Annotated in this window: 21 protein-coding genes and 2 pseudogenes; 10 read left to right on the top strand and 13 right to left on the bottom strand. The window is 46.3% G+C overall.

Annotated features, from left to right (window positions below):
- The first annotated feature begins 255 nt into the window (after positions 1 to 255).
- Together ACKTT1_RS01905 and ACKTT1_RS01900 are read left to right on the top strand one after the other, a co-directional pair.
- Positions 256 to 939 carry a hypothetical protein gene (locus ACKTT1_RS01905; protein WP_412709971.1) on the top strand — a complete coding sequence of 228 codons (684 nt, stop codon included), beginning with the start codon at positions 256 to 258 and terminating at the stop codon, positions 937 to 939.
- Between the two features lie 45 nt (positions 940 to 984).
- The gene (locus ACKTT1_RS01900) at positions 985 to 1314 is read left to right on the top strand and encodes a hypothetical protein (RefSeq protein WP_412709970.1); all 330 of its coding nucleotides are present in this window, start codon (positions 985 to 987) and stop codon (positions 1312 to 1314) included.
- Positions 1315 to 1589: 275 nt separating this feature from the next.
- Here ACKTT1_RS01900 and ACKTT1_RS01895 read toward each other — a convergent pair whose 3' ends face one another.
- The 3 genes and pseudogenes from ACKTT1_RS01895 to ACKTT1_RS01885 form a co-directional block, all read right to left on the bottom strand.
- A complete protein-coding gene (locus tag ACKTT1_RS01895; protein WP_412709969.1) occupies positions 1590 to 1736 on the bottom strand; it encodes a hypothetical protein in 147 nt (48 codons plus the stop codon).
- A gap of 200 nt (positions 1737 to 1936) precedes the next feature.
- Positions 1937 to 2620: pseudogene (locus tag ACKTT1_RS01890) on the bottom strand (transposase).
- Between the two features lie 241 nt (positions 2621 to 2861).
- A complete protein-coding gene (locus ACKTT1_RS01885) occupies positions 2862 to 4085 on the bottom strand; it encodes an IS256 family transposase (protein ID WP_412709968.1) in 1224 nt (407 codons plus the stop codon).
- 57 nt (positions 4086 to 4142) lie between these two features.
- On the opposite strand from ACKTT1_RS01885, the gene ACKTT1_RS01880 reads away from it, so the two are divergent.
- The 5 genes from ACKTT1_RS01880 (at position 4143) to ACKTT1_RS01860 (ending at position 8793) form a co-directional block, all read left to right on the top strand.
- A complete protein-coding gene (locus ACKTT1_RS01880) occupies positions 4143 to 4700 on the top strand; it encodes an ATP-binding cassette domain-containing protein (protein WP_412709967.1) in 558 nt (185 codons plus the stop codon).
- Positions 4676 to 5647 (top strand): ABC transporter permease, encoded by a 972-nt coding sequence (locus ACKTT1_RS01875; RefSeq protein WP_412709966.1) that lies wholly within the window; start codon positions 4676 to 4678, stop codon positions 5645 to 5647. The genes ACKTT1_RS01880 and ACKTT1_RS01875 overlap by 25 nt, the downstream gene beginning before the upstream one ends.
- A 147-nt stretch (positions 5648 to 5794) precedes the next feature.
- Positions 5795 to 6760, top strand: a complete 966-nt coding sequence (locus ACKTT1_RS01870) for a sugar ABC transporter substrate-binding protein (protein WP_412709965.1) — start codon at positions 5795 to 5797, stop codon at positions 6758 to 6760.
- Between the two features lie 93 nt (positions 6761 to 6853).
- Positions 6854 to 7606: a ThuA domain-containing protein gene (locus tag ACKTT1_RS01865; RefSeq protein WP_412709964.1), complete on the top strand. Its 753-nt coding sequence runs from the start codon at positions 6854 to 6856 to the stop codon at positions 7604 to 7606.
- Between the two features lie 17 nt (positions 7607 to 7623).
- Positions 7624 to 8793 carry a Gfo/Idh/MocA family protein gene (locus tag ACKTT1_RS01860; RefSeq protein WP_412709963.1) on the top strand — a complete coding sequence of 390 codons (1170 nt, stop codon included), beginning with the start codon at positions 7624 to 7626 and terminating at the stop codon, positions 8791 to 8793.
- 412 nt (positions 8794 to 9205) lie between these two features.
- On the opposite strand, the pseudogene hepT reads toward ACKTT1_RS01860, so the two are convergent.
- The 4 genes and pseudogenes from hepT to ilvE form a co-directional block, all read right to left on the bottom strand.
- Positions 9206 to 9487 (bottom strand): annotated as a pseudogene (gene hepT, locus ACKTT1_RS01855) (type VII toxin-antitoxin system HepT family RNase toxin); the annotation flags it as partial.
- A 109-nt stretch (positions 9488 to 9596) separates the two neighbouring features.
- Positions 9597 to 10040, bottom strand: a complete 444-nt coding sequence (gene mntA / locus ACKTT1_RS01850) for a type VII toxin-antitoxin system MntA family adenylyltransferase antitoxin (RefSeq protein WP_412709962.1) — start codon at positions 10038 to 10040, stop codon at positions 9597 to 9599.
- 27 nt (positions 10041 to 10067) lie between these two features.
- Positions 10068 to 10406, bottom strand: coding sequence for a carboxymuconolactone decarboxylase family protein (locus tag ACKTT1_RS01845; protein ID WP_412709961.1), 339 nt, complete (start codon positions 10404 to 10406; stop codon positions 10068 to 10070).
- A gap of 19 nt (positions 10407 to 10425) precedes the next feature.
- A complete protein-coding gene (ilvE, locus tag ACKTT1_RS01840; protein ID WP_412709960.1) occupies positions 10426 to 11337 on the bottom strand; it encodes a branched-chain-amino-acid transaminase in 912 nt (303 codons plus the stop codon).
- A 115-nt stretch (positions 11338 to 11452) separates the two neighbouring features.
- Here ilvE and ACKTT1_RS01835 point away from each other — a divergent pair, with 115 nt between their 5' ends.
- On the top strand, positions 11453 to 12745 hold the full coding sequence (locus tag ACKTT1_RS01835; RefSeq protein ID WP_412710530.1) for a phenylacetate--CoA ligase family protein: 1293 nt from the start codon (positions 11453 to 11455) through the stop codon (positions 12743 to 12745).
- A complete protein-coding gene (locus ACKTT1_RS01830) occupies positions 12742 to 13158 on the top strand; it encodes an ACT domain-containing protein (protein WP_412709959.1) in 417 nt (138 codons plus the stop codon). The genes ACKTT1_RS01835 and ACKTT1_RS01830 overlap by 4 nt, the downstream gene beginning before the upstream one ends.
- Before the next feature lie 32 nt (positions 13159 to 13190).
- On the opposite strand, the gene ACKTT1_RS01825 is transcribed toward ACKTT1_RS01830, so the two are convergent.
- The 4 genes from ACKTT1_RS01825 to ACKTT1_RS01810 are packed head-to-tail and all read right to left on the bottom strand — an operon-like array spanning position 13191 to position 16399.
- Positions 13191 to 14237 (bottom strand): NAD(P)-dependent alcohol dehydrogenase, encoded by a 1047-nt coding sequence (locus tag ACKTT1_RS01825; RefSeq protein ID WP_412709958.1) that lies wholly within the window; start codon positions 14235 to 14237, stop codon positions 13191 to 13193.
- A 13-nt stretch (positions 14238 to 14250) separates the two neighbouring features.
- Positions 14251 to 14898, bottom strand: a complete 648-nt coding sequence (pdo, locus tag ACKTT1_RS01820; protein ID WP_412709957.1) for a protein disulfide oxidoreductase — start codon at positions 14896 to 14898, stop codon at positions 14251 to 14253.
- Between the two features lies 1 nt (position 14899).
- Positions 14900 to 15877, bottom strand: coding sequence for a DJ-1/PfpI/YhbO family deglycase/protease (locus tag ACKTT1_RS01815; RefSeq protein WP_412709956.1), 978 nt, complete (start codon positions 15875 to 15877; stop codon positions 14900 to 14902).
- The gene (locus tag ACKTT1_RS01810; protein ID WP_412709955.1) at positions 15878 to 16399 is read right to left on the bottom strand and encodes a ferritin family protein; all 522 of its coding nucleotides are present in this window, start codon (positions 16397 to 16399) and stop codon (positions 15878 to 15880) included.
- 170 nt (positions 16400 to 16569) lie between these two features.
- Here ACKTT1_RS01810 and ACKTT1_RS01805 point away from each other — a divergent pair, with 170 nt between their 5' ends.
- Positions 16570 to 17112, top strand: coding sequence for a DUF4416 family protein (locus ACKTT1_RS01805; protein ID WP_412709954.1), 543 nt, complete (start codon positions 16570 to 16572; stop codon positions 17110 to 17112).
- Here the strand turns inward: ACKTT1_RS01805 and ACKTT1_RS01800 are convergent.
- Positions 17040 to 18107 (bottom strand): D-alanine--D-alanine ligase, encoded by a 1068-nt coding sequence (locus tag ACKTT1_RS01800; protein WP_412709953.1) that lies wholly within the window; start codon positions 18105 to 18107, stop codon positions 17040 to 17042. The genes ACKTT1_RS01805 and ACKTT1_RS01800 overlap by 73 nt on opposite strands.
- The gene (locus ACKTT1_RS01795; RefSeq protein ID WP_412709952.1) at positions 18089 to 19801 is read right to left on the bottom strand and encodes an ABC transporter ATP-binding protein; all 1713 of its coding nucleotides are present in this window, start codon (positions 19799 to 19801) and stop codon (positions 18089 to 18091) included. Before ACKTT1_RS01795 ends, ACKTT1_RS01800 begins: the two co-directional genes overlap by 19 nt.
- Positions 19802 to 19828 lie beyond the last annotated feature (27 nt).

Here is a 19828-nt window from a genome sequence, read left to right as displayed (position 1 = left end):
GCTTCTGTGCCTCCAAAAGCACATTGCACAAAAAAGGGCCTTCACACACCTTTGTGAAGGCCCCTCTTTGTTGCCAAGTTACCAAGCTACTTTGCTTTGAAAGCTATTATACAGGAGTTTTTTAACTTGTCAACACATTCGGGATAAAATTTTGTTTATTCCGTGATAATGTCACCTTATAGTTATTCCGATAAAATGTCACTATGAACGAGGTGCGATATCTTATGTCTCAAGAAATAACTTAATAGGTATACCGTGCTTTTCAAGCTCATTGAAGGTCAGGTAACCACCAAAGAAGCTGCAGAAAAGTTAGGCCTGAGTGAACGCCAGGTAAAAAGACCGAGGAAAGGAGTAGGTGAAGAAGGTCCAGCATTTCTCATCCACAAAAACACTAGCTGCAAACCTGTACATGTCATTCCAGATGCCTTGGTGAAGAGAATAATTGAACTCAGAAAAAGTGAAAATTACCAGAACGCTAATTTCCTTCACTTCCAGGAACTCTTAAAAGAGCATGAGAGCATTGAAATCAGCTACAAGGCTCTCTATGGTATCTTAACCAGGGCTGGTTTCAAAAGCCCTAAGAAACGACGTAAAGGGAAAGCCCACCATAGGCGCAAGCGCAGAGCTCAAGAAGGGCTGCTCATTCAAATGGATGCCACCCCCTTTGCCTGGTTTGGCGCTGACCAGAACTACACTTTGCATGGTGCTATTGATGATGCAACTGGTAAGATTCTTGGCCTTTATCTTGCCAGGAAGGAGTGTCTGCAGGGCTACTTTGAGGTGGTAAGGCAGATACTTGGAAACCATAGTATTCCAGCCAGTATTTACTCCGATCGACACATCATTTTCCATTCCCCAAAGACTGCTCAGGTTTCTTTTGAAGAACAGCTGGCTGGCAAAGAAGCTCCCAGGACTCCTTGCTCGCTCCCCTCAGGCTAAAGGACGCATTGAAAGGCTGTGGGATACCTTACAAGACAGACTCCGGTGGAATTGAAGATAGCTGGGATTGCGGATCTTCGCAAGGCAAACCAGTTCTTCATGTATTACATTCCTGCCTTCAATGCCAGGTTTGCAGTGAGTTCGGCAGTTTCAGAAACTGCTTTTACTTCTCTTAAAGAAAGTCTAGTTATTGACCATATTCTGTGCTGTAAACAAACAAGAACTGTCGACAACAGCGGAGTGTTTTCTTTTAAAGGCCAGCACTTCCAGGTAACGTCTCAAAAAGGTGCTCTTCCTATACCACCAAAATCAAGAGCTGAGGTCCTGGTGAGTCCTGCCTTTGAGATACGTCCAGTACCAGAATACCATCTATAAAGCTATTCCCTGCATTCAAGCAAAAAGAAGAAAGACCTCCATCCCCTGTAAAGAGAAAAGAACCTATCATCCACCTGAAGATCACCACTAAAAGTACGGGCGTAAACTATGGCCTAAGCTGAGCTTTGCAGAAAGTGATGCTGAAATCCTGCAAATGCTTGAAGAAACATTCCTGAAAAAATATGCTTAACCCTGCAGGAGTTGCTTATCTTTTAATGCCCCTGCAGGGTGACATTTTCATAGACTATTGACAGCCATTACATCAAGTGGCACTGTCAACCTCCAGTGTTGAAAATTAATCTGAATTGATAGGGGTTATCTCTCCTGGTTATTGCTTTTCTTTTCGCTTCCAAGCTCAAAAGGTAAGTAGCCATCACATAGCCCTTGTGCTCTTCATCGTTGAGTCCAGGAAAACGTCTCAAAAAAAGTTCTCAAGTGTTTGAAGAAGCTTTCTCCCCGGTTGGTGGTTCGTACTCTCTACCTCCGGTGATACGGAAGACTCAAATAGGCAAAGAGCTTTTCCTTCCGTTCCTGCAACACTTCACTCACTGCGGGTTCTTCACGCTGCCACTTGTTGCAGAAAAGTTCCAGTTTCCTTTGCGCTTCTTGGAGACTCTCCACTTCAAAGATCTGCCAGTAGCTCTTTCTGAAGTATTCTCTCCAGAGTCCTATCGAGATGCCAGAAACACACTTGTTTCTTCGCTTCAGGATATACTGTATCCAGAGCTTCCCATATTCCCCAGGCCTCATCAGCCACTACCAGTTCCACCTCCTGAAGTCCTCTCTGGTAGATGCGGTTCAGGAGTTTCTCCCAGGAGGAACTGCTTTCAGAAGGAGCAACGCTTCATGCCAAGACTGAAGAGCTGCCATCCAGTCTCACTCCCAAAGCTACCAGTAACACTTCCTTCTTTTTCTCCTTACGCTTTTTAAACCATACCCCATCAAGGACCAGAGCTCTGTATTCTTTGGAATGGAGTGGTTTTCTCTGTCTTACTCTGAGTTCCTGAACCTTCTTCTCCATCACCTTCCCCAAAGTGGAAGCACAGCCTATTCCAAAATCTAAGCTTCCCAACCATACCTGCAAGGATCGAAGACTCATTCCCTGAGCAAAGGAGAAAAGAAGCTGTTCGGCAAGCTTCCAGAACTTGCGCTCATACTTCCCTCTTCTCACTACTTCACTCCGCAGTGTTTCCAGAAGCTCCTCAAGGGTGTGTTTCAAAAACTTGAGCACTTCATCTTTGACTCTTTCCTGGGCTTTCGCTAAAAGCTGACTCAGAGTAATATTTTGATTGCTCAGTATTTCCATAGGGGTATCTCCTCCTTTTCCTTTAGTCTCTCTTTTACCAGGAAATACCCCTATTTCTTTTTGGAGTCAATAATTTCAACATAAAATTGTACAGTATCAGGATAATAATTCTTGTAAATAGATCTAAGTTTCAAAACCAGGTAAAAAGAACTAAAGAGTATAAAGCAGGTTGTAGAAAGTATCTCGGGCTCTTTGAGGGTCTGTCAAGTTTTTTGTGTAAACCCCTTAATTGGTAACTAGTTTAGAGGTAAGGCTCAATCCTTTCTTTGAACAGAATTATCAACTGGGATAGAATCAGTCCCCAGTTTTTCACTGACACTGTCCACTTTTTGGTCACATCCATGGTGACCAGGTACAGGATCTTGATAAGGGCATCGTCATTGGGAAGCGCCGCTTTGCTTTTAGTTACTTTTCGCAGTTGGCGGTGAAAAGCCTCGATGATGTTGGTTGTGTATATCAACCTCCGTATCTCGGGAGGATAATTGAAGCAGGTGGACAACTCGTCCCAGTTTCTAATCCAGGATTTTACCGCCAACGGGTACTTGGCTTGCCACTTGTCTTCTAGAGCTTGCAAGGCGCTGAGAGCTTCTTCCTGGTTCACTGCCTTGTAAATGGCTTTGAGATCTTTGACAAACTGAGAACGGTCTTTGTAGCTGACGTAACGCACAGAGTTTCTTATCTGATGGACTACGCATTTTTGCACTTCTGCTTGAGGAAAGATGGCTTTGATGGCCTGGCTTATCCCGGCAAGGTCGTCAGCCGAGATAATCAGTATATCCTCAACTCCGCGGTTTTTTATGTCGCTTAATACCGACAGCCAGAACCTGGCACTTTCGGCTTCGCCAATCCATATACCCAAAACATCTTTCCGGCCGTCAAGATCGATGCCTATTACTACGTAGGCTGCTTTTTTAACAACCTGGCCGTCTTGCCGCACGCTGTAGTGCACTGCATCAATGAAAATGAACGGGTATATCGGCTGCAAAGGCCTGTTCTGCCACTCCCTGACAACCGGAAGTATCTTGTCTGTAATGCTTGATATCAGGGATGGCGAGGCGTGAACCCCGTATATCCTTTCCAGGTGCTCCTGTATGTCGCGGGTGCTCATTCCCTTGGCATACATGGACAGTATCTGGTCTTCTATGCTAGAGATATCTCTCTGGTATTTCTTGACTACTATCGGCTCGAATTCGCCGTTACGGTCGCGGGGAACGCTTATCTCTAAGGGTCCAAGTTCAGTCTTTACCTTCTTTTTGCTGTGACCGTTTCTTGCGTTGTCTGTCTTTTTGTTGCGGTAGTCATAGCGGCTGTAGCCCAGTTCGTTTTCGAGCTCAGCTTCTAACATTTCTTCGATGAGCTCGCCCATGAGGGACTTAATAGCGTCCTGGGCGTCTTGGGCCGTGACCAGGTTGTTCTCTTTGATGAACTCTCGAAGCTGTTTTCTTAATAGTTTTTCCTTTTTCATTTTCATAACCCCCTTGGTAAAAGTTTATCTTTTTCCCAAAGGGGTTTACACAGTTTATTGTACAGTCCCGGCTATCTCCCCGCTGATCGCCACCTTCTTGGTTTAATAAAACTTTTATCTGTTAGAGAAAATATTTTTTTATCAACCCCCTTAACGAAATGTGGTTTTATCCACACTAAGAAGGAAAAGGAACACACTGTAAACTACATCAACATGCTAAACATAAAAACAAAGAGTGACTCTCAATTAGTTCGTTTTCTTAGCGGAGGTAATCAACAAAAGGTCCTTCTGGCAAGGCTGTTGGCTTCTTCTGGTGAAATTTTGATTCTGGAAGAACCAACCCGCGGTGTCGATGTTGGAGCAAAAGCAGAAATATACCAGATTATCCAGGAACTTTCCCAAAACGGCAAATCAATTTTGATCATCTCATCCGAAACTAAAGAACTATTACTACTTTGTCATAGGATTTTGGTAATGCGAGAGGGGCATGTGGCAAATGTTTTTGATCAGAAAAGCGCAACCGAGGACTTAATCACTGAAACAGCTTTAGGCGTAAGAAAAAGTATGCATCGGGGAGGAGAAGGCAGTTCATGGCTTATTTATCAAAAACCTTAACTAAGACAGATATTATACAAAGAAAGGTAAGTTCATATGGCTTTGTCATTGTGCTTTTCTTAATAATAATCATAATGTCGATCGTTGCTCCTTCTTTTTTAACTGCAAGAAACATTATGAATCTCCTCAGACAAGTATCAATCGTCGGGATTACAGCTTGTGGAGCAACCTTCGTTATTTTACTAGGTGAAATCGATTTATCTGTTGGTTCAGTTATTGCACTTGCAGGCGTGCTATATGCTTCTTTCCAGTTTTTCGTGCCAGTTACTTTGGCAGTACTCGGAGCAATAGCAGTTGGATGGTCGATTGGCCTGCTAAACGGTTGGATAATTGCTAAAACGAAAATTGCTTCGTTTGTCATTACCTTAGGTTCGATGGCAGTAGTTCGAGGCCTTGCACTTCTATATGCTAATGGAAGACCAATTTTCGGTTTAAAAGCACCAGCTCGGTGGCTTGGTACTTCTTATATTGGTCCTATACCTTTGATGGTTATTCTATTTCTGCTAATAGTAATGGCTGCGGCGGTCACCTTAAAAATGACTAAAATAGGTCGTTTCATCTACTCGATTGGGGGTAACGAGGAAGCATCATACCTGGCCGGAATAAAAGTCAGTTTTTACAAAACTATAGCTTTTGCTATCGCAGGCTTAACAGCGAGTTTTGGTGGGGTATTATTAACGTCGCGCCTAGGTTCTGGAGATCCGATCGCAGCACAAGGATACGAGTTTGACGTAATTGGTGCAGTAGTAATTGGAGGAACCAGTCTAAAGGGAGGTTCTGGAACAGTGATAGGAACTCTACTTGGTACAATGCTTCTAGGTATCCTCACCAATGGAATGAACCTTTTAGGCGTGAATCCGTACTGGCAGCAAGTTGCTAAGGGGTTAATCATTATCGGAGCAGTCCTCGTCGACAAACAGCGACAGAAAGGACTGTATTCTGAGTAGGGGGAAAGGAGGTGCTACCAAAGAATACTTCTGCTCCGTTCGTTTCGAGGCTATACAGGTTGTTTAGGAAGGTACCTTGGGTGAAAGGAAAAACAGCTTGAATAGAAGTCAAAAGTTATGTGAAATCAAAGGGGAGGTGTAACAAAAATGTCTCATATCCCAAGTGTCAAGAATGTTCTATTGTGGGTTTTGATAGTCTCTTTAGTGTTCGCTCTTGCCTCCGTTTGTTTTGCCGTAGAAAAAAAATACACCGTAGGCGTAACAATCTACTCATTTAATCACAAGTACACCCTTAGAGTTTTGGAAGGCATCAATAAAGCAGCCGAAAAGTACAATGTCGAAGTTATAGCTATTGACTCTCAAGATGATCAAGCAAAACAGGTTGCTGATACTGAAGCTTTGATCGCTAGAGGGGTTGACGGGATCATTGCTACCCCAATCACAACTGAGGGTGGTCAAGAAGTCGTTAACCTCGCCAATGAAGCAGGAATACCAATTACATGCGTTTCACGAAGAGTTCCTTCCGGTGAATACGTCTATATAGGTTCTGATGACGTAGAAGCGGGTCGTATGGCAGTACGATACTTTGCCGAAAAACTGAATGGAAAGGGAAAGGTTGCTATGGTCATGGGAACGATGGGCTCTTCTTCAGAAATAGACCGTTCTCTTGTTTGGCATGAAGAATTAAAGAATTATCCTGGCTTAGAGTGTGTTGCAGAAATAACCGGGCAGTTTTTCCGTGATGGAGGCCTGAAGGCAACTGAAGACATCCTTACAGCCCATCCCGATGTTCAGGCGATTTGGTACCAGAACGACGATATGTTATTAGGTGGCATCGTCGCTTTGGAAGGCATGGGCAAACTGGGAAAAGTAATTACCTTAGGAGTCGATGGCGATCCGGAAGCCATTCAAGCCATTAAAGACGGAAAAGCTGATGCAACACTATTCCAGGAAGCGGAGTTTCAGGGTGGATTTGCTCTAGGCTTGCTAGTACTCCAGCTTGAAGGAAGGTCCGTCAATGGATACGAAACCAAGTTCAGCATAGTCGACAAAAATAACGTCTTCGGCATTTTCCCCAGCGAAGATAACTTAGCCAAAACTTTCCCATACTAATCTGTTTTGAATAACAGCACAAATTCAAGAGCGGTAGGAAGCAAAAGATAAGCTTCCTACCGCTGAGCCTATACTTAAAGGAGGTTATTGTCAATGAAAAAAGCCTTGATAGTTCATGGAGGTTGGGAAGGCCACGATCCAATTGCTATTTCTCAGCTTTTTTGCTCCATGTTGGAAGAGAATGGCTTTGAAGTGGAAGTCGCGAATACCCTAGAAGCATTTCAAAACGAAAAACATCTCTTAACGCTGGATCTAATAATTCCCCACTGGACAATGGGAACTATAAATCGCGAACAGTTGCTGCCAGTTTTAAAAGCGGTTTCATCAGGCGTGGGAATCGCAGGCGTTCATGGCGGAATGTGCGATTCTTTTCATGATAGCATTGATTGGCACTTTTTGACTGGTGGTCAGTGGGTTGCTCACCCTGGGGGACCCGAGATAGAATACGAAGTACATTTTGTTCCCGGCAGTAGTCCAATCGTCAATGGTTTAAGCGATTTCAAAATCAAATCCGAACAGTATTATATGCATGTTGACCCAGGAGTAAACGTATTGGCCTTCACAATCTTTCCTATTGGTTCCGGCCCCTACATTCCAGACAATGATATTCGCTTGGAAGAAAACAGTGGGTTCGGAATCTGGAATTTCGAAAAGAGAGGAGCCACCCATGGACCCCACGTGGCAAATGGTCCAGTTGAGATGCCGGTAGTGTGGACTAAATTTTTTGGCCGAGGAAGGGTCTTTTATTGCTCCATTGGGCATTCTGCAAGAGAACTAGAAAAAGAACCCTTACGTACACTGTTGCAACGCGGCTTTTTGTGGGCAGCTGAGGGAAAATACTATTAAAGAGCGGGGTGATCTTGATGGACAAGGTTAAGATTGGGTTAGTAGGCTGTGGAAATATTTGCGACATCTATTTTCAAAATGTTAAGAAATTTTCGAACACCGAAATCATAGCTTGTTGCGATATCATTGAAGAAAGGATGAAAAAAAAGGCACAAGAGTATGAAATTCCTCAGTATGGGTCGCTGGAAGACATCTTAAACAATCCAGACATCGAAGTTGTTCTCAACTTAACACCTCCTCAGTCTCACGCCAAAATTACTTTAGCTGCATTAGAAGCAGGAAAACACGTTTATAGCGAAAAACCATTATCTGTCGATTTAGAAGAGGGAAAAAAAATCATTGATCTTGCTCAATCAAAGGGGTTAAAAGTAGGGTGTGCTCCCGATACTTTTTTAGGGGGTAGGCTTCAAATGTGTAGGAAAATCATCGATGATGGTTGGCTTGGAGAAATTATTGGTGGTGTAGCTTTCATGATGTGCCATGGCCACGAAATGTGGCATCCAGATCCTGAGTTTTTTTACAAACGTGGAGCCGGCCCACTCTTCGATATGGGTCCATATTACTTGACCGCTTTAATCGCTCTTCTTGGACCAGTAAAGAGGATTTTTGGGGCAACTCGAACTTCGTTTGCTAAAAGAAATATCACCAGCCAACCAAAGTACGGCAAAAAAATAGAGGTCGAAGTCCCAACGCACGTTTCTGCTATACTCGATTTTGAGAATGGCACCGTAGTAAGTTTGATAACCAGCTTTGATGTTTGGGATTCTCATACCCCTCGTATTGAGCTTTATGGGAGCGAAGGTACTTTGAGCATTAATGATGCTGATCCCCTGGCTGGTCCGAATATATTTGGTGGAAAAATCGAGTTCCGAAACAAGAAGGACGCCGATTGGAATAGCTTTCCAAATATTATCCCTAGAAAAGAAGAAGCTACCCCATGGTCCTCAATACCAAGTTTATTCGGCTACAACGACAACTCTCGAGGCATTGGTTTAGCTGATATGGCAGCCGCTATCAGAAACAACCGTGAACACCGCGCCAACGGTACTTTAGCTTACCATGTTTTAGAGGTAATGCATGGTATTTATATCGCATCGCGAGAAAAGCGAGCATATGAGCTGCAAAGTACTTGTGAGCGTCCAGATCCTCTCCCAACAAATATCCCAGAATTTATTTTTAATACTTGAGAGCGTTGTTACGATTCACCTTGGGAACCCCTCACAACACCAAGGGTTCCCAAGTAACTTCTCATAAATTCACTATTATTTGGAGTTCGGCGAATTATCTTTGAGTGCAATAAACTTTAAACACCATGAATAAAAAAAGCATAGTCCACAAATCAATTCCTTAATTCTTGAGGAAGAAAGGTGTTCATAATGTCTCGTCTATTGTGTCTCTTTAGCATGGCAACCTACTTCAGTAATTTCTGCAAATCCTGGAGATAGCCCTAAGTTGCGTTCACGGTATTTCGAGAAGCTAAAAGAGGTATTGAAAAAGGTAGGTATCCCTGGGGTATTATATGTGTGGAAACGCCAAAACACTCCAAAAAGAAAGGACAACCGCCTTTGCAAATCCAACAACCCAAAACCCCAACCAACCTTACCCGATATAAGGCCGTACTTTACGCACAAAATCCACAAAATCCTCTATTTCGGAAAGATACCGGTAGAGTGCCTCCACATCAATGGTTGCATATTCATGAATAAGGAGATTACGCAAACCCACCATACTGACAAGCCGTCGAGCAAGATTTGAATCAATATACCCATTTTTCTCAAGAAGCGTAATGCGCTCAGAATAAGTAGCAGGACTTCCCAGATTATCAAGGCTCACCAGATGACAGGCAATATCAATGACCGCCTGAATAGTCTTGAGTAGACCATATCGAAGTGCTCACTCCCGTATTTTATCAGAGCGAACTTCTTCAAGTTTCACTTTTTCTCGAAAAAGAGAAAGCTCTTTTATGTTCTCTTCCAGTCGCCTGATGCGCTCAAGAAGTGCTTCTTTTGCCAAAGCGACCCTCCTCTATCCTTTTGAGTAAAGCCTGGTTCAGCAGGTTGCGGAGAAACTGGGTGTCAAGAAAGTGCAAAAAGGCCTTTTCTTTGAAAGCAACAAAACGTGCGCTGTCTCGTGCAAAAAGTAGCTTCCCACGGGCAACCTCGAAAGCCAGAACTGGGTTTCGGAAAGGAAGATCATTCACAATAACCAAATCAACCTCTTTCCCCACGATTTCCTCCAGTCGGGCAACCAGAAAACCAGCTTCAAGAAGGGAAACCTTACGGGTAGTGGCAATCCCTAAATCACAGTCGCTACCGGGATGCGGTTTTCCGTGGGCCAGCGAACCAAAAAGGATTGCAAAATCCACAAAATCAACGCTCTCCAGGTACTCGACCAGCTTCTTGCGCGCTATTTCAGTCAAACCTTCAAGGGACATCACGTTTTCTCAAGTTTTCAAAAATTCCTACTTCCCCAGCTCATCAAGCGTTCTTTTTACCACCGGCAAAAAGGTAAAAGCCGGTCCTCCCCCCATGACCACACCGACAAAAGCCGCCTCCAGAATTTCTTCACGTGAGGCACCGGCTTTTTGGGCTGCCCTGGTGTGTAGCAAAACGCAGTTTTCACAGTGAATAGCCACACCAACTGCCAGCGCAATGAGCTCCTTGGTTTTTACATCCAAAACCCCTTCCTGCATTACTTGCTGATAAAAGCTGTTGAAAGCTCCCAGAGAAGCCGGTACTTCTTCTTTGAGCGCACGCAGAGCAGAACGGTATTCCTCCATGAACTGGTTAATATCCCCCACTCAAAACACCTCCTGATTATCAAACATAGGTCAACCAGTGCCTATAGCTGGAGTCCTCACCACGCACGATGCGGAAAAAGTGCTCCTGGAGCTTGCGGGTAACCGGACCAGGTTTGCCACTCCCAATCTGTCGGTTATCGATTTCCACCACTGGAGTGATCTCTGCCGCTGTTCCGGTGAAAAACACCTCATCAGCAAGATACAGGTCGTCCCGAGTGCACAGGGTTTCCTCAACCTGCATCCCCAGGTTTCTGGCCAGCTGAATCACCGCATCACGAGTGATGCCCAGAAGAATTGAATAAGGATGTGGCGTGAACAACACACCATTTTTAACGTAGAAAATATTTTCTCCACTTCCCTCAGAAACAAATCCATCTTTGTCAAGCAGGATAGCTTCATCATAGCCCAGTTCCCGAGCTTCCATTTTGGCCAGAGCCGAATTGAGGTAATTGGCGCTCGCTTTAGCCCGGGGAGAACCAGCGTTGATATAAGTCCTTACATAGGAAGAAATCTTTGCTCGTATCCCCTCGGTGAGGCCTTTGTCTCCCATGTATGCTCCCCAGCACCAAGCAGCGATAACACAGTCCACCTGACATTCCGTAGGGTCCACTCCCATCCTGCCATAACCCCGGAAAGCGATGGGACGAATATAGCACTCTTCAACCTGGTTTTCCCGAACTACCTGAAGAACTGCTTCCTCGATTTCCCTTTTACTGTAAGGCAAGGTCATGCGGACTATCTTTGCCGAATCGAAGAAACGCTGAATATGTTCTGAAAGACGAAAAACCGCAGGACCTTTTGACGTCCGGTAGCAGCGTATACCCTCAAAAATAGCTGTTCCATAGTGAAGTGCGTGAGAAAGCACATGAACTCTGGCTTCTTCCCACTTCAACAATTTACCATTCATCCATATCCATCGCAGCTCTTGCATCGGCCACACCCTTACCTTGTTTTTCCTTTTATTTTACCCAATTGCACAAGATAAAAAAATCGCTACAATAGAAAAAAACAAAAAGGGGGTGAAAAAAACGTTTTGGGACGAACGCATGGAGCTTCTTCCTCGGGAAGAACTCCAGAAAATACAGCTTAACCGCCTGAAAAAGATTCTGGTCAGGGCCTACCATAACCTTCCTTATTACCGCAAAAAGCTCGATGAAGCCCGTGTTGACGTGTACCGCTTAAAAATGCTGGAAGACCTCAAACACCTTCCCTTCACCACCAAATCCGACCTGCGTAAAAGTTATCCTTTCGGAGCCATAGCTGAGCCAATGCACAACATTGTCCGCATTCACTCTTCTTCGGGAACCACAGGAACGGCAACCGTGGTGGGCTACACCCGCAAGGACATTGAAACCTGGGCAGAACTGATGGCAAGGACACTCTGTGGATGTGGTGTGACTGAGGAAGACATCATTCAGGTGGCTTTTGGATACGGATTGTTTACGGGAGGGCTAGGGGTTCACTATGGGGCTGAAAAACTGGGAGCAACGGTAGTTCCGGCTTCAGCTGGCAATACCTTGCGCCAGATTCAGATTCTTAAAGATTTTAACATTTCGGTCCTCTGCTGCACACCATCTTATGCCCTGTATCTTGCCGAAGTGGCCCGGGAAAACCACATCGACTGGAGCCAGACCCGCTTTCGCCTGGGAATCTTTGGAGCCGAGCCCTGGTCGGAAGAGATGCGGGCAGAAATCCAGAAAAAGCTTCCCATTCAGGCTTTTGACATCTATGGATTAAGCGAGGTTATTGGCCCAGGCGTGGCATTTGAGTGCGAAGAACACCAGGGGCTTCACATTTCAGAAGACCACTTCTTGCCAGAAATCATCGACCCGGAAACTGGAGAAACACTTCCTGAAGGCACCGAGGGAGAACTGGTGTTCACCACCCTGACCAAAGAAGGAACACCGGTCATTCGCTATCGCACCGGAGACATTTCAGCCCTTTATTATGAGCCCTGCCGGTGTGGAAGGACCCTGGTGCGCATGAAGCGGGTCGCTTCCCGAACTGACGATATGCTCATCGTCCGGGGAGTGAACGTGTATCCTTCCCAAATCGAGAGCGTGCTCTTAAGTTTCGATGGTGTGGAACCCCATTACCAGATCGTGCTTACCCGAGAAAACTATCTGGACAAGATGGAAATACACGTTGAGGTCTCTCCAGAGGTATTTTCGGATGAGGTCAAAAAGCTGGAACAGTTGAGAAATGCGATTCAGGAAAAACTCAAAGCAGAGCTGAACCTGAGCTCTGAAGTAAAACTTCTGGAACCTAAAAGCCTTCAGAGAACAGAAGGCAAAGCCAGGAGAGTCCTCGACCTGAGGAAAAAAGAGGGGTCAAAATGAAACAAATCTCGGTTTTTCTGGAAAACAAACCCGGAAGTCTCCATAAGGTGCTTCAAAAGCTCAAAGAGTGGGGTATCAACCTGAGAGCTCTGGCCCTCGCTGACACCGCCGACTTTGGGGTTTTGCGATTCATTGCTGAAAATCCCGAAGAAGTAGCCGAGAAACTCAAGCAAGAAAACTTCACCGCCACCATAACCCCGGTTATCGCGGTAGGAGTTGAAGACCGACCTGGAGGGCTGTGTGAAATCGTGGGCTTGCTTGCCGAACAGGGAATATCCATTGAATACCTCTACGCCTTTGTTTCTCCACAGAAAGACAAAGCCTACGTGGTGCTGCGGGTTGAAAACCCCGAACAGGCAGAAACCGTTCTTCGCAAACAGGGGAAAGAAATCCTGGAAAAAATCCCGGTTTAGAAAAAGCTGCTGGCTTCCGCCAGCAGCTTTTTTCAGTCTACATTCACCACCACTTTTACCGATTCAGCTTTGTTCTGGTGAGCGAACTCCAGAGCTTTCTGGGTTTCTGCAAGAGAGAAACGGTGGGTAATCAGAGCCTTAAGGTTAACCTTGCCAGAGTTGAGTAAATCCACACAACCCGGATAGGTATTAGCATATCTGAAAATACCCAGCACATCGAGCTCTTTGTCAATAACCTTGATGATGTCATAATCGATTCGGTTTTGAGAGGGAAGACCCACCAGCACCACTTTACCTCCCCGTTTGACCACTTCTGTGGTCTGTTGGGTGGTTGCCACACTCCCTGCAGTCTCAAAAACCACGTCCACTCCCTTTCCACCAGTAAGCTCTTTGACCCACTCCACAACGTCAACTTCTCGAGCATTGGCAACTTCTGCAGCGCCAAGCTCCCGAGCTTTCTCGAGGCGCAGGGCGTAGATATCCACCGTAAACACTCTGCTTACACCCCGGGCCAGCAAAACCAGGAGGGTAACCAGACCAATGGGGCCACTGCCCAGAACCAGTGCACTCTGTCCAGGCTCAATACCAGAACGTCTTACCGCATAGAAACCCACTGAAAGAGGCTCCACGAGAGCCGCTTCTTCAAAGCTAACCCCTTCCCCTATGCGATAGGTGAAGCCTGCCGGGTGAGTAACATACTCACAGAAGGTGCCATCGATGGGTGGCGTGGCCCAGAAAACCACATCCGGGCAAAGGTTATAGCGCCCTGAGCGGCAGAATTCACACTTTCCACAGGGGATACCTGGCTCCATGGTAACTCTGTCTCCTGGACGCAGAGTTTTCACCCTGGAACCCACCTCAACCACCTCGCCTGAGCACTCATGCCCCAGCACAAAAGGTGGCTTTACCACGTAATCCCCTATTCTGCCTTCTGTAAAATAATGGACGTCGGAACCGCACACCCCCACGCTCTTTATACGTATCAACACTTCCTCTTCAAGGGGCACCGGAACCGGTCTTTCTTCAATCTCGATTTTCCCAATATCCCGCATAACTGCAACCTTCATGGTGTTTTGCATGATACACACCTCCTCATTTTGCCGAAGCCTCAATAACTTTCCGCAAAAATTCCTCTTCGGGATAGGCACCCTCAAAAGAAACCTTTTCATTAATCACCACTTTGGGTACTGCACGCACTGCGTAGCGCTGAGCAAGATGGGGAAACTCTGCCACCTCAACCATGGCTGAACTAACCTTTTCACTGGCAATGGCCATCTTATGAGCAAGAACTACGGCTTGAGCGCAATAGGGACAGGTAAGGGTCACGAAAACCTGGATGGAAACCTCTTGAGGGAGATTACGGAGAGCTTCCTGAGTTTCAGGAAGCAGGTCTACATTGCCCCGGGAAACCCAGAATAAGGTCTCTATAAATCCCGAAAACTCATAACCCGAAGGTATTCCGTAAAAACGGATACCATAGTCTTTTTCTCCCTCTACCACAATGGCCGGTATCTTGTCGATGCCATACTCCTTTACCTTTTCTTTATCAAGGATAAAGTTGTAGACTTCAAGATTAAGTAGTGGCGAAAGGGCAACTACTTCCTGAAGCAAAGCCCGGGTAGCCTGACAGGTCTCACACTCAAGCTCCTGGGTGAAGAATTTCAGGGTGACTTTCCCTTCCAGATTTTCCTGCAAAAACTTGATGAGGGTTTCCTTATCTTTGTCCTGTAAAAAAGCCATCTTATTCCCCCCTTTGCAAAAGGATTTCCAGCTGGCGCTCAAAGCCCGGAAGGTCTTTCAATGCGCCATCCGGACAGCGCTCTGTATAGCGAACGGCTCCGTTACGGTCGATGATGAAAACATTCCAGTCCAGAAGCCCCATTCCACCCAGTACCCCAAAGCTCCGCCCCAGTCGCAGCAGAGGGTCACCAAATATCTGGCAATCGGTTTTTACCTGGGTGAGAAAGCCGCGAATTGCAGGAAATGGATCACCGCTTACTACCAGGAATAACCCACCTCGTCCCCTTATGTTTTTGCTGAATTCCTGATATTCGGGGAGGAACTCGCTAAACAGAGGATTAAAAACTGAATCCACAAAGAGAATAACCGCCGGGGTGCGCCTTATGAAATCCGAAAGCGCAACCAGGTTGCCCAGTGAATCATAGAGAAAGCCATCGGGGAATGCCTCGCCCAGTCTTGGTCTTTGTCCCCATAAAAACCCGAGCACTTCCTGCATGAAAGCCGGCAGTTCTTGAGAACTTTTTGCGGTTATAACGTTACCGTCAACCACTACTGGAAGGTCCACAAACTCTCCACCAGCGTTTTCAACGTCATCCTTTACTGAAATTGCTCCGGTAACCCTTTTACCTCGCACTATCCCAGCAGAAATGAGCACCCAGGGACCATGATGTAAGGCAGCAACCAGCTTTCCCTGCTGATAGCACTCCCTGACCAGGTTGACCACTGCTGGATAGCGACGCAAATAAGCAGGAGCAAAACCACCGGGAATCACCACGCCGTCAAACTTGCTGGCATCAACTGAAGAAGCAAGTTTTTCAACCCGCACTGCAAAATTATGCCTTCCCAGGTAATCCCCCTGTGTGCCGGTACCAATGGTCTCTACTTCCATCCCTTCTTCACGGAGACGAAGCAAGGTGTACCAGACATCCAGTTCCTGATATAAATTTTCAACCAGCAGGGCAATCCGTTTGGAGGCCAATCAGGACCCACCTCCCCACTCCTTTTTAAGCCCACTGAGGTAAACAAAGTGTCTGCGTTCTTCGTCAATTACCTTTTGCAGCCACTCCATTTTTGCCTGGGGAACAAAATCAGCAAAACCCTGATAAAAGAGAATGCTCTCCTTCTCTACCTCAATACCAAAATTGATGGCTTCGATAAGGTCAGCCTGAGGAGAAGGCACCCCCACTCCTCGCAACACTTTCCCCAACACCCCATCTTCAACGATGACTCTCAAATAGCTTTCCACCTCACCCATGGTATCGATGAACTCTGCACTGGTATCTATCTCGCTGAGCAAGGAAGAAAAAAATTCCAGGTGTTTTGCCTCCTCATCTTTCAAAAGAGAGAAAGCTTCCTTTGCGGAAGCGCTGGTTGCCTTTTGAACCAGTCCCTCATAAAAAGCCATGCCCTTTTTCTCAAGCTCTACTGCCATAGTGAGAATCTCCTGAGGAGAAAAGCGCATTACCATAGCCCCTTCACCCTCTCCAAAGCTTTTTTCCATTTTAGCACTTCCTGCGCCCTTGCGTCACTATACATGAATATCCACTTAAGACCATAACGCGCAACGTATTCATGCCAGCAACCAGAATTGAGGAACTAAAGCACTCCTTTCTTTACTCAAAGGTTATAGAATATATATAGTTATAAAAATGTATTGATTAGGAGGCCGCTATGGGAACAATTCGCACACCCAAACCAGTAAAGCTCTTTATTGCTGTCCTGTATCCAGAACGGGAAATACTGGAAAGTGTGAAACCAGTTCTCCGGGAACACTTTGGCGAAATAGAGTGGGAAAGCCCTCATCTCCCCTTCACCCACACCGATTACTACCGTTCCATTGGGGAAAAGTTAACCCGGGTTTTTCTGGTTTTTGAACCTCTCATTGACCCTGGACAATTAGCCGATATTAAAATCACCACCAACCAGATAGAAGCCCAAACTGGAGATGAAGAGAAAGAGCGCAGAATTAACCTGGATCCGGGGTATTTCGATGGAGGGAAAATCGTCCTGGCTACCACCAAAAACTTCTCTCACCGGGTATACATTGGAAAGGGAATTTATGCAGAAGCCACTATCAAGTGGGAAAAGGGAGCTTTTCGACCCTTCGAGTATACCTACCCAGATTATGCAAGCGAAGCCTATCAGCCAATTCTGTTAAAAATTCGCGAACTGTACCGCAAATCACTGGCGGAGAGAGAATCTTCCACCAGGTAATCAATCAAATCTCTGAAGCTCATGCCAATGACCTGACAGGCCTGAGGAATAAGGCTGGTAGGAGTAAGACCAGGTATGGTGTTGATTTCAAGGAGGTAGAGCTGGTCTTTTTCTTCATCGTATATAAAATCAGACCTTGACATACCCCGACAACCCAGGATTTTATGGACAAGCAAGGCCGTCTCCTGTAAGCGTTGGGTAACACTTTCGGGAAGGGGAGCAGGAGTGATTTCCAGCGTGGCTCCAGGCGTGTACTTGGAAAAATAGTCAAAAAACTCGGCACTGCGGGGTACAATGAGAGTAGGAGGCAAAGGAATAATCTCTTTCCTCCCGCCTCCCAGCACGCCACAGGTTACTTCTTTTCCCCGGATTCTCTTTTCCACGACAATTTCCTCATCCAGCTTCAGGGCTTCATCGATGGCTTCCCTGAGTCCTTCGAAATTTTCCACCATAAAAACGCCAATGCTTGAACCCTGAGCAGCTGGCTTCACCACAAAAGAGCCGAAAGATTGAACCCGAGTGAGCACTTCCTCTGGCCTCTCTTCCCATTCTCCTTTTCTCACCACCACACCCGGGGGCACCAGAATACCGGCATGCTCGGCAATGGCCCTGAAAAATGCTTTGTGCATCCCCAGGGCACTGGCAGTAACTCCTGAACCCACATAGGAAATGCTGGCCATTTCCAGTAAACCCTGAACGGTACCATCCTCCCCGAACCGCCCATGCAAAACGATAAAGACAAGATCCACCTCTCTACGGAGGACTTCCACGGCTTCCCCAATCTGATAATTCTCAAAACGCAGCTCTTCCAGAGCTGCGGGTGCAGTCAGAAAAGTAGCGGCAATTCTCCACTGTCCCTCCCGGTCAATAATCACTGGACGAACCAGGTATTTTTGGTAGTCAGCATGCTGAATGACGCCCTTCCCTGAGCTCAGACTCACTTCATGCTCTTCACCCAGACCACCCATCAACACAGCTAAACGGATTTTAGCCATTCCCCTACTCCTCCAAAAAGGCGGCGATATTCTTCACAGGAAGAGAGAAGCTCTTCGTGAGAACCCTCAGCCCGCACCGCTCCATCCCAGAGCAGGACTATCCTGTCTAAGTCTTTGACCATAGCCGGCGAGTGTGCCACTACGATGACGATTTTGCTGCGGTCAATTTCGGCGATGGCTTCGCGGATGTAACGTTCTGATTCCGGATCCAGGTTGGAAGTTGCTTCATCAAATACCAGAATGGGCGGGTCTTTCAAAAAAGCCCGGGCAATGGCAATGCGCTGTTTCTGACCCCCGGAAAGGCGACACCCGGTATCTCCAACGTCGGTATCGTACCCCCTCTCAAGCGCCATCACAAAGTCATGAGCTCGCGCTTTCCGCGAAGCTTCAAAAATCTCGGCAGGTTGCGCATCGAGTTTCCCATACAGGATGTTCTCCCAAACTGTCCCTCCCAGAACCAGGGCGTCTTGAAGCACCACCCCTATCAGGTTGCGCAGTGAAGAAAGTTTGATTTTGCGAATATCAATCCCGTCTATTTCAATACTTCCCGAATCCGGGTCATAAAAGCGGAGAAGCAAGTTGATTAAGGTACTCTTTCCGGCCCCGCTGGGGCCCACAATGCCCACTTTCTCACCGACTTTGATTTCCAGGTTAAAGTTTTTAAGCACCTTCTCTCCCTGATAGGAGAAGGATACGTCCCGGATGCGCAATCCATGGGTCACTTCCTTTTTCTCGACACTTCCTTCTTCATCTTTTACCTGGGGAGGAATATCCAAAAATTCGAAAATACGCTCTGCCGAAGCCAGGCTTTGCTGGAGAACCTGGAAACCCCTGCTGAAGCTGGAAAGAGGTGACGCAGCAGTAACCAGATAGCCAAGAAAAGCAACCAGACCACCCGGTGTCAGGTTCCCCCGGATTACTTCTCTCCCTCCAAACCAAATCACCGCAGTAAGGGCACAGGAAGCAACCAGTTCCACAAGCGGAGTAAGCAGGGCTTTGGCACGGGCTTGTTTCATGGCCAGCCTGAAGTTAACCTCGTTCTCGGCTTCAAACCGCTGTACCTCGTAAGGGGAACTTACATAAGATTGAATAATCTTCATCCCGGTAACCGCTCGCTCGATGAGCGAAGTCAGGGTCGCCGTTTTCCTCTGAAGGAGGTGTGAAGCCCCGCGAATTTTTCTGCCCAGATAGTCTATACACAGCCCCACCAAAGGGAAAACAGCAACCGAAAAAAGAGCCAGTTTCCAGTGAATGAAAAACAGAAAAACCATGGAACCTAAGAAAATCATGATATCCATAAAAATGTTCAAAAACACATTGGCAAAAAAGTTTTGCAGGATGGATATATCATTGGTCATGCGGGAAATAACTTCACCAGTTGGGTTTTCGTGGAAAAAGGAAGCAGATAGGTTGTGAAGATGGGCATAAAGCTCAGAACGCAAACGGGTGATGGTCCTGAAACCAGCGATGGAAATCCAGTAGTTCTGCACATAGGATGCCACGCCTTTCACAAAAAAGATAATCACCACACCAAGAGAAATAAGCATTAAAAGGCGGACGTTGCGCTCCAGAAGCACCTTATCAATGATATCCTTCACCAGCCAGGGAAGAACAATACTAAAGCTGGCTCCAACAACGGCCATCAAAATAGCACCCAGGACAAACTTCCAGTAAGGTCGCAGATACCTCAGCAAACGCCAGAGGCTGCTTTTCCTGAAAAC

Source organism: Atrimonas thermophila, from assembly GCF_045864955.1.
Lineage (GTDB): Bacteria > Atribacterota > Atribacteria > Atribacterales > Thermatribacteraceae > Thermatribacter > Thermatribacter velox.
The sequence above is the reverse complement of the archived record's forward strand: the minus strand, read 5'-3'. Positions and strand labels throughout refer to the sequence as shown.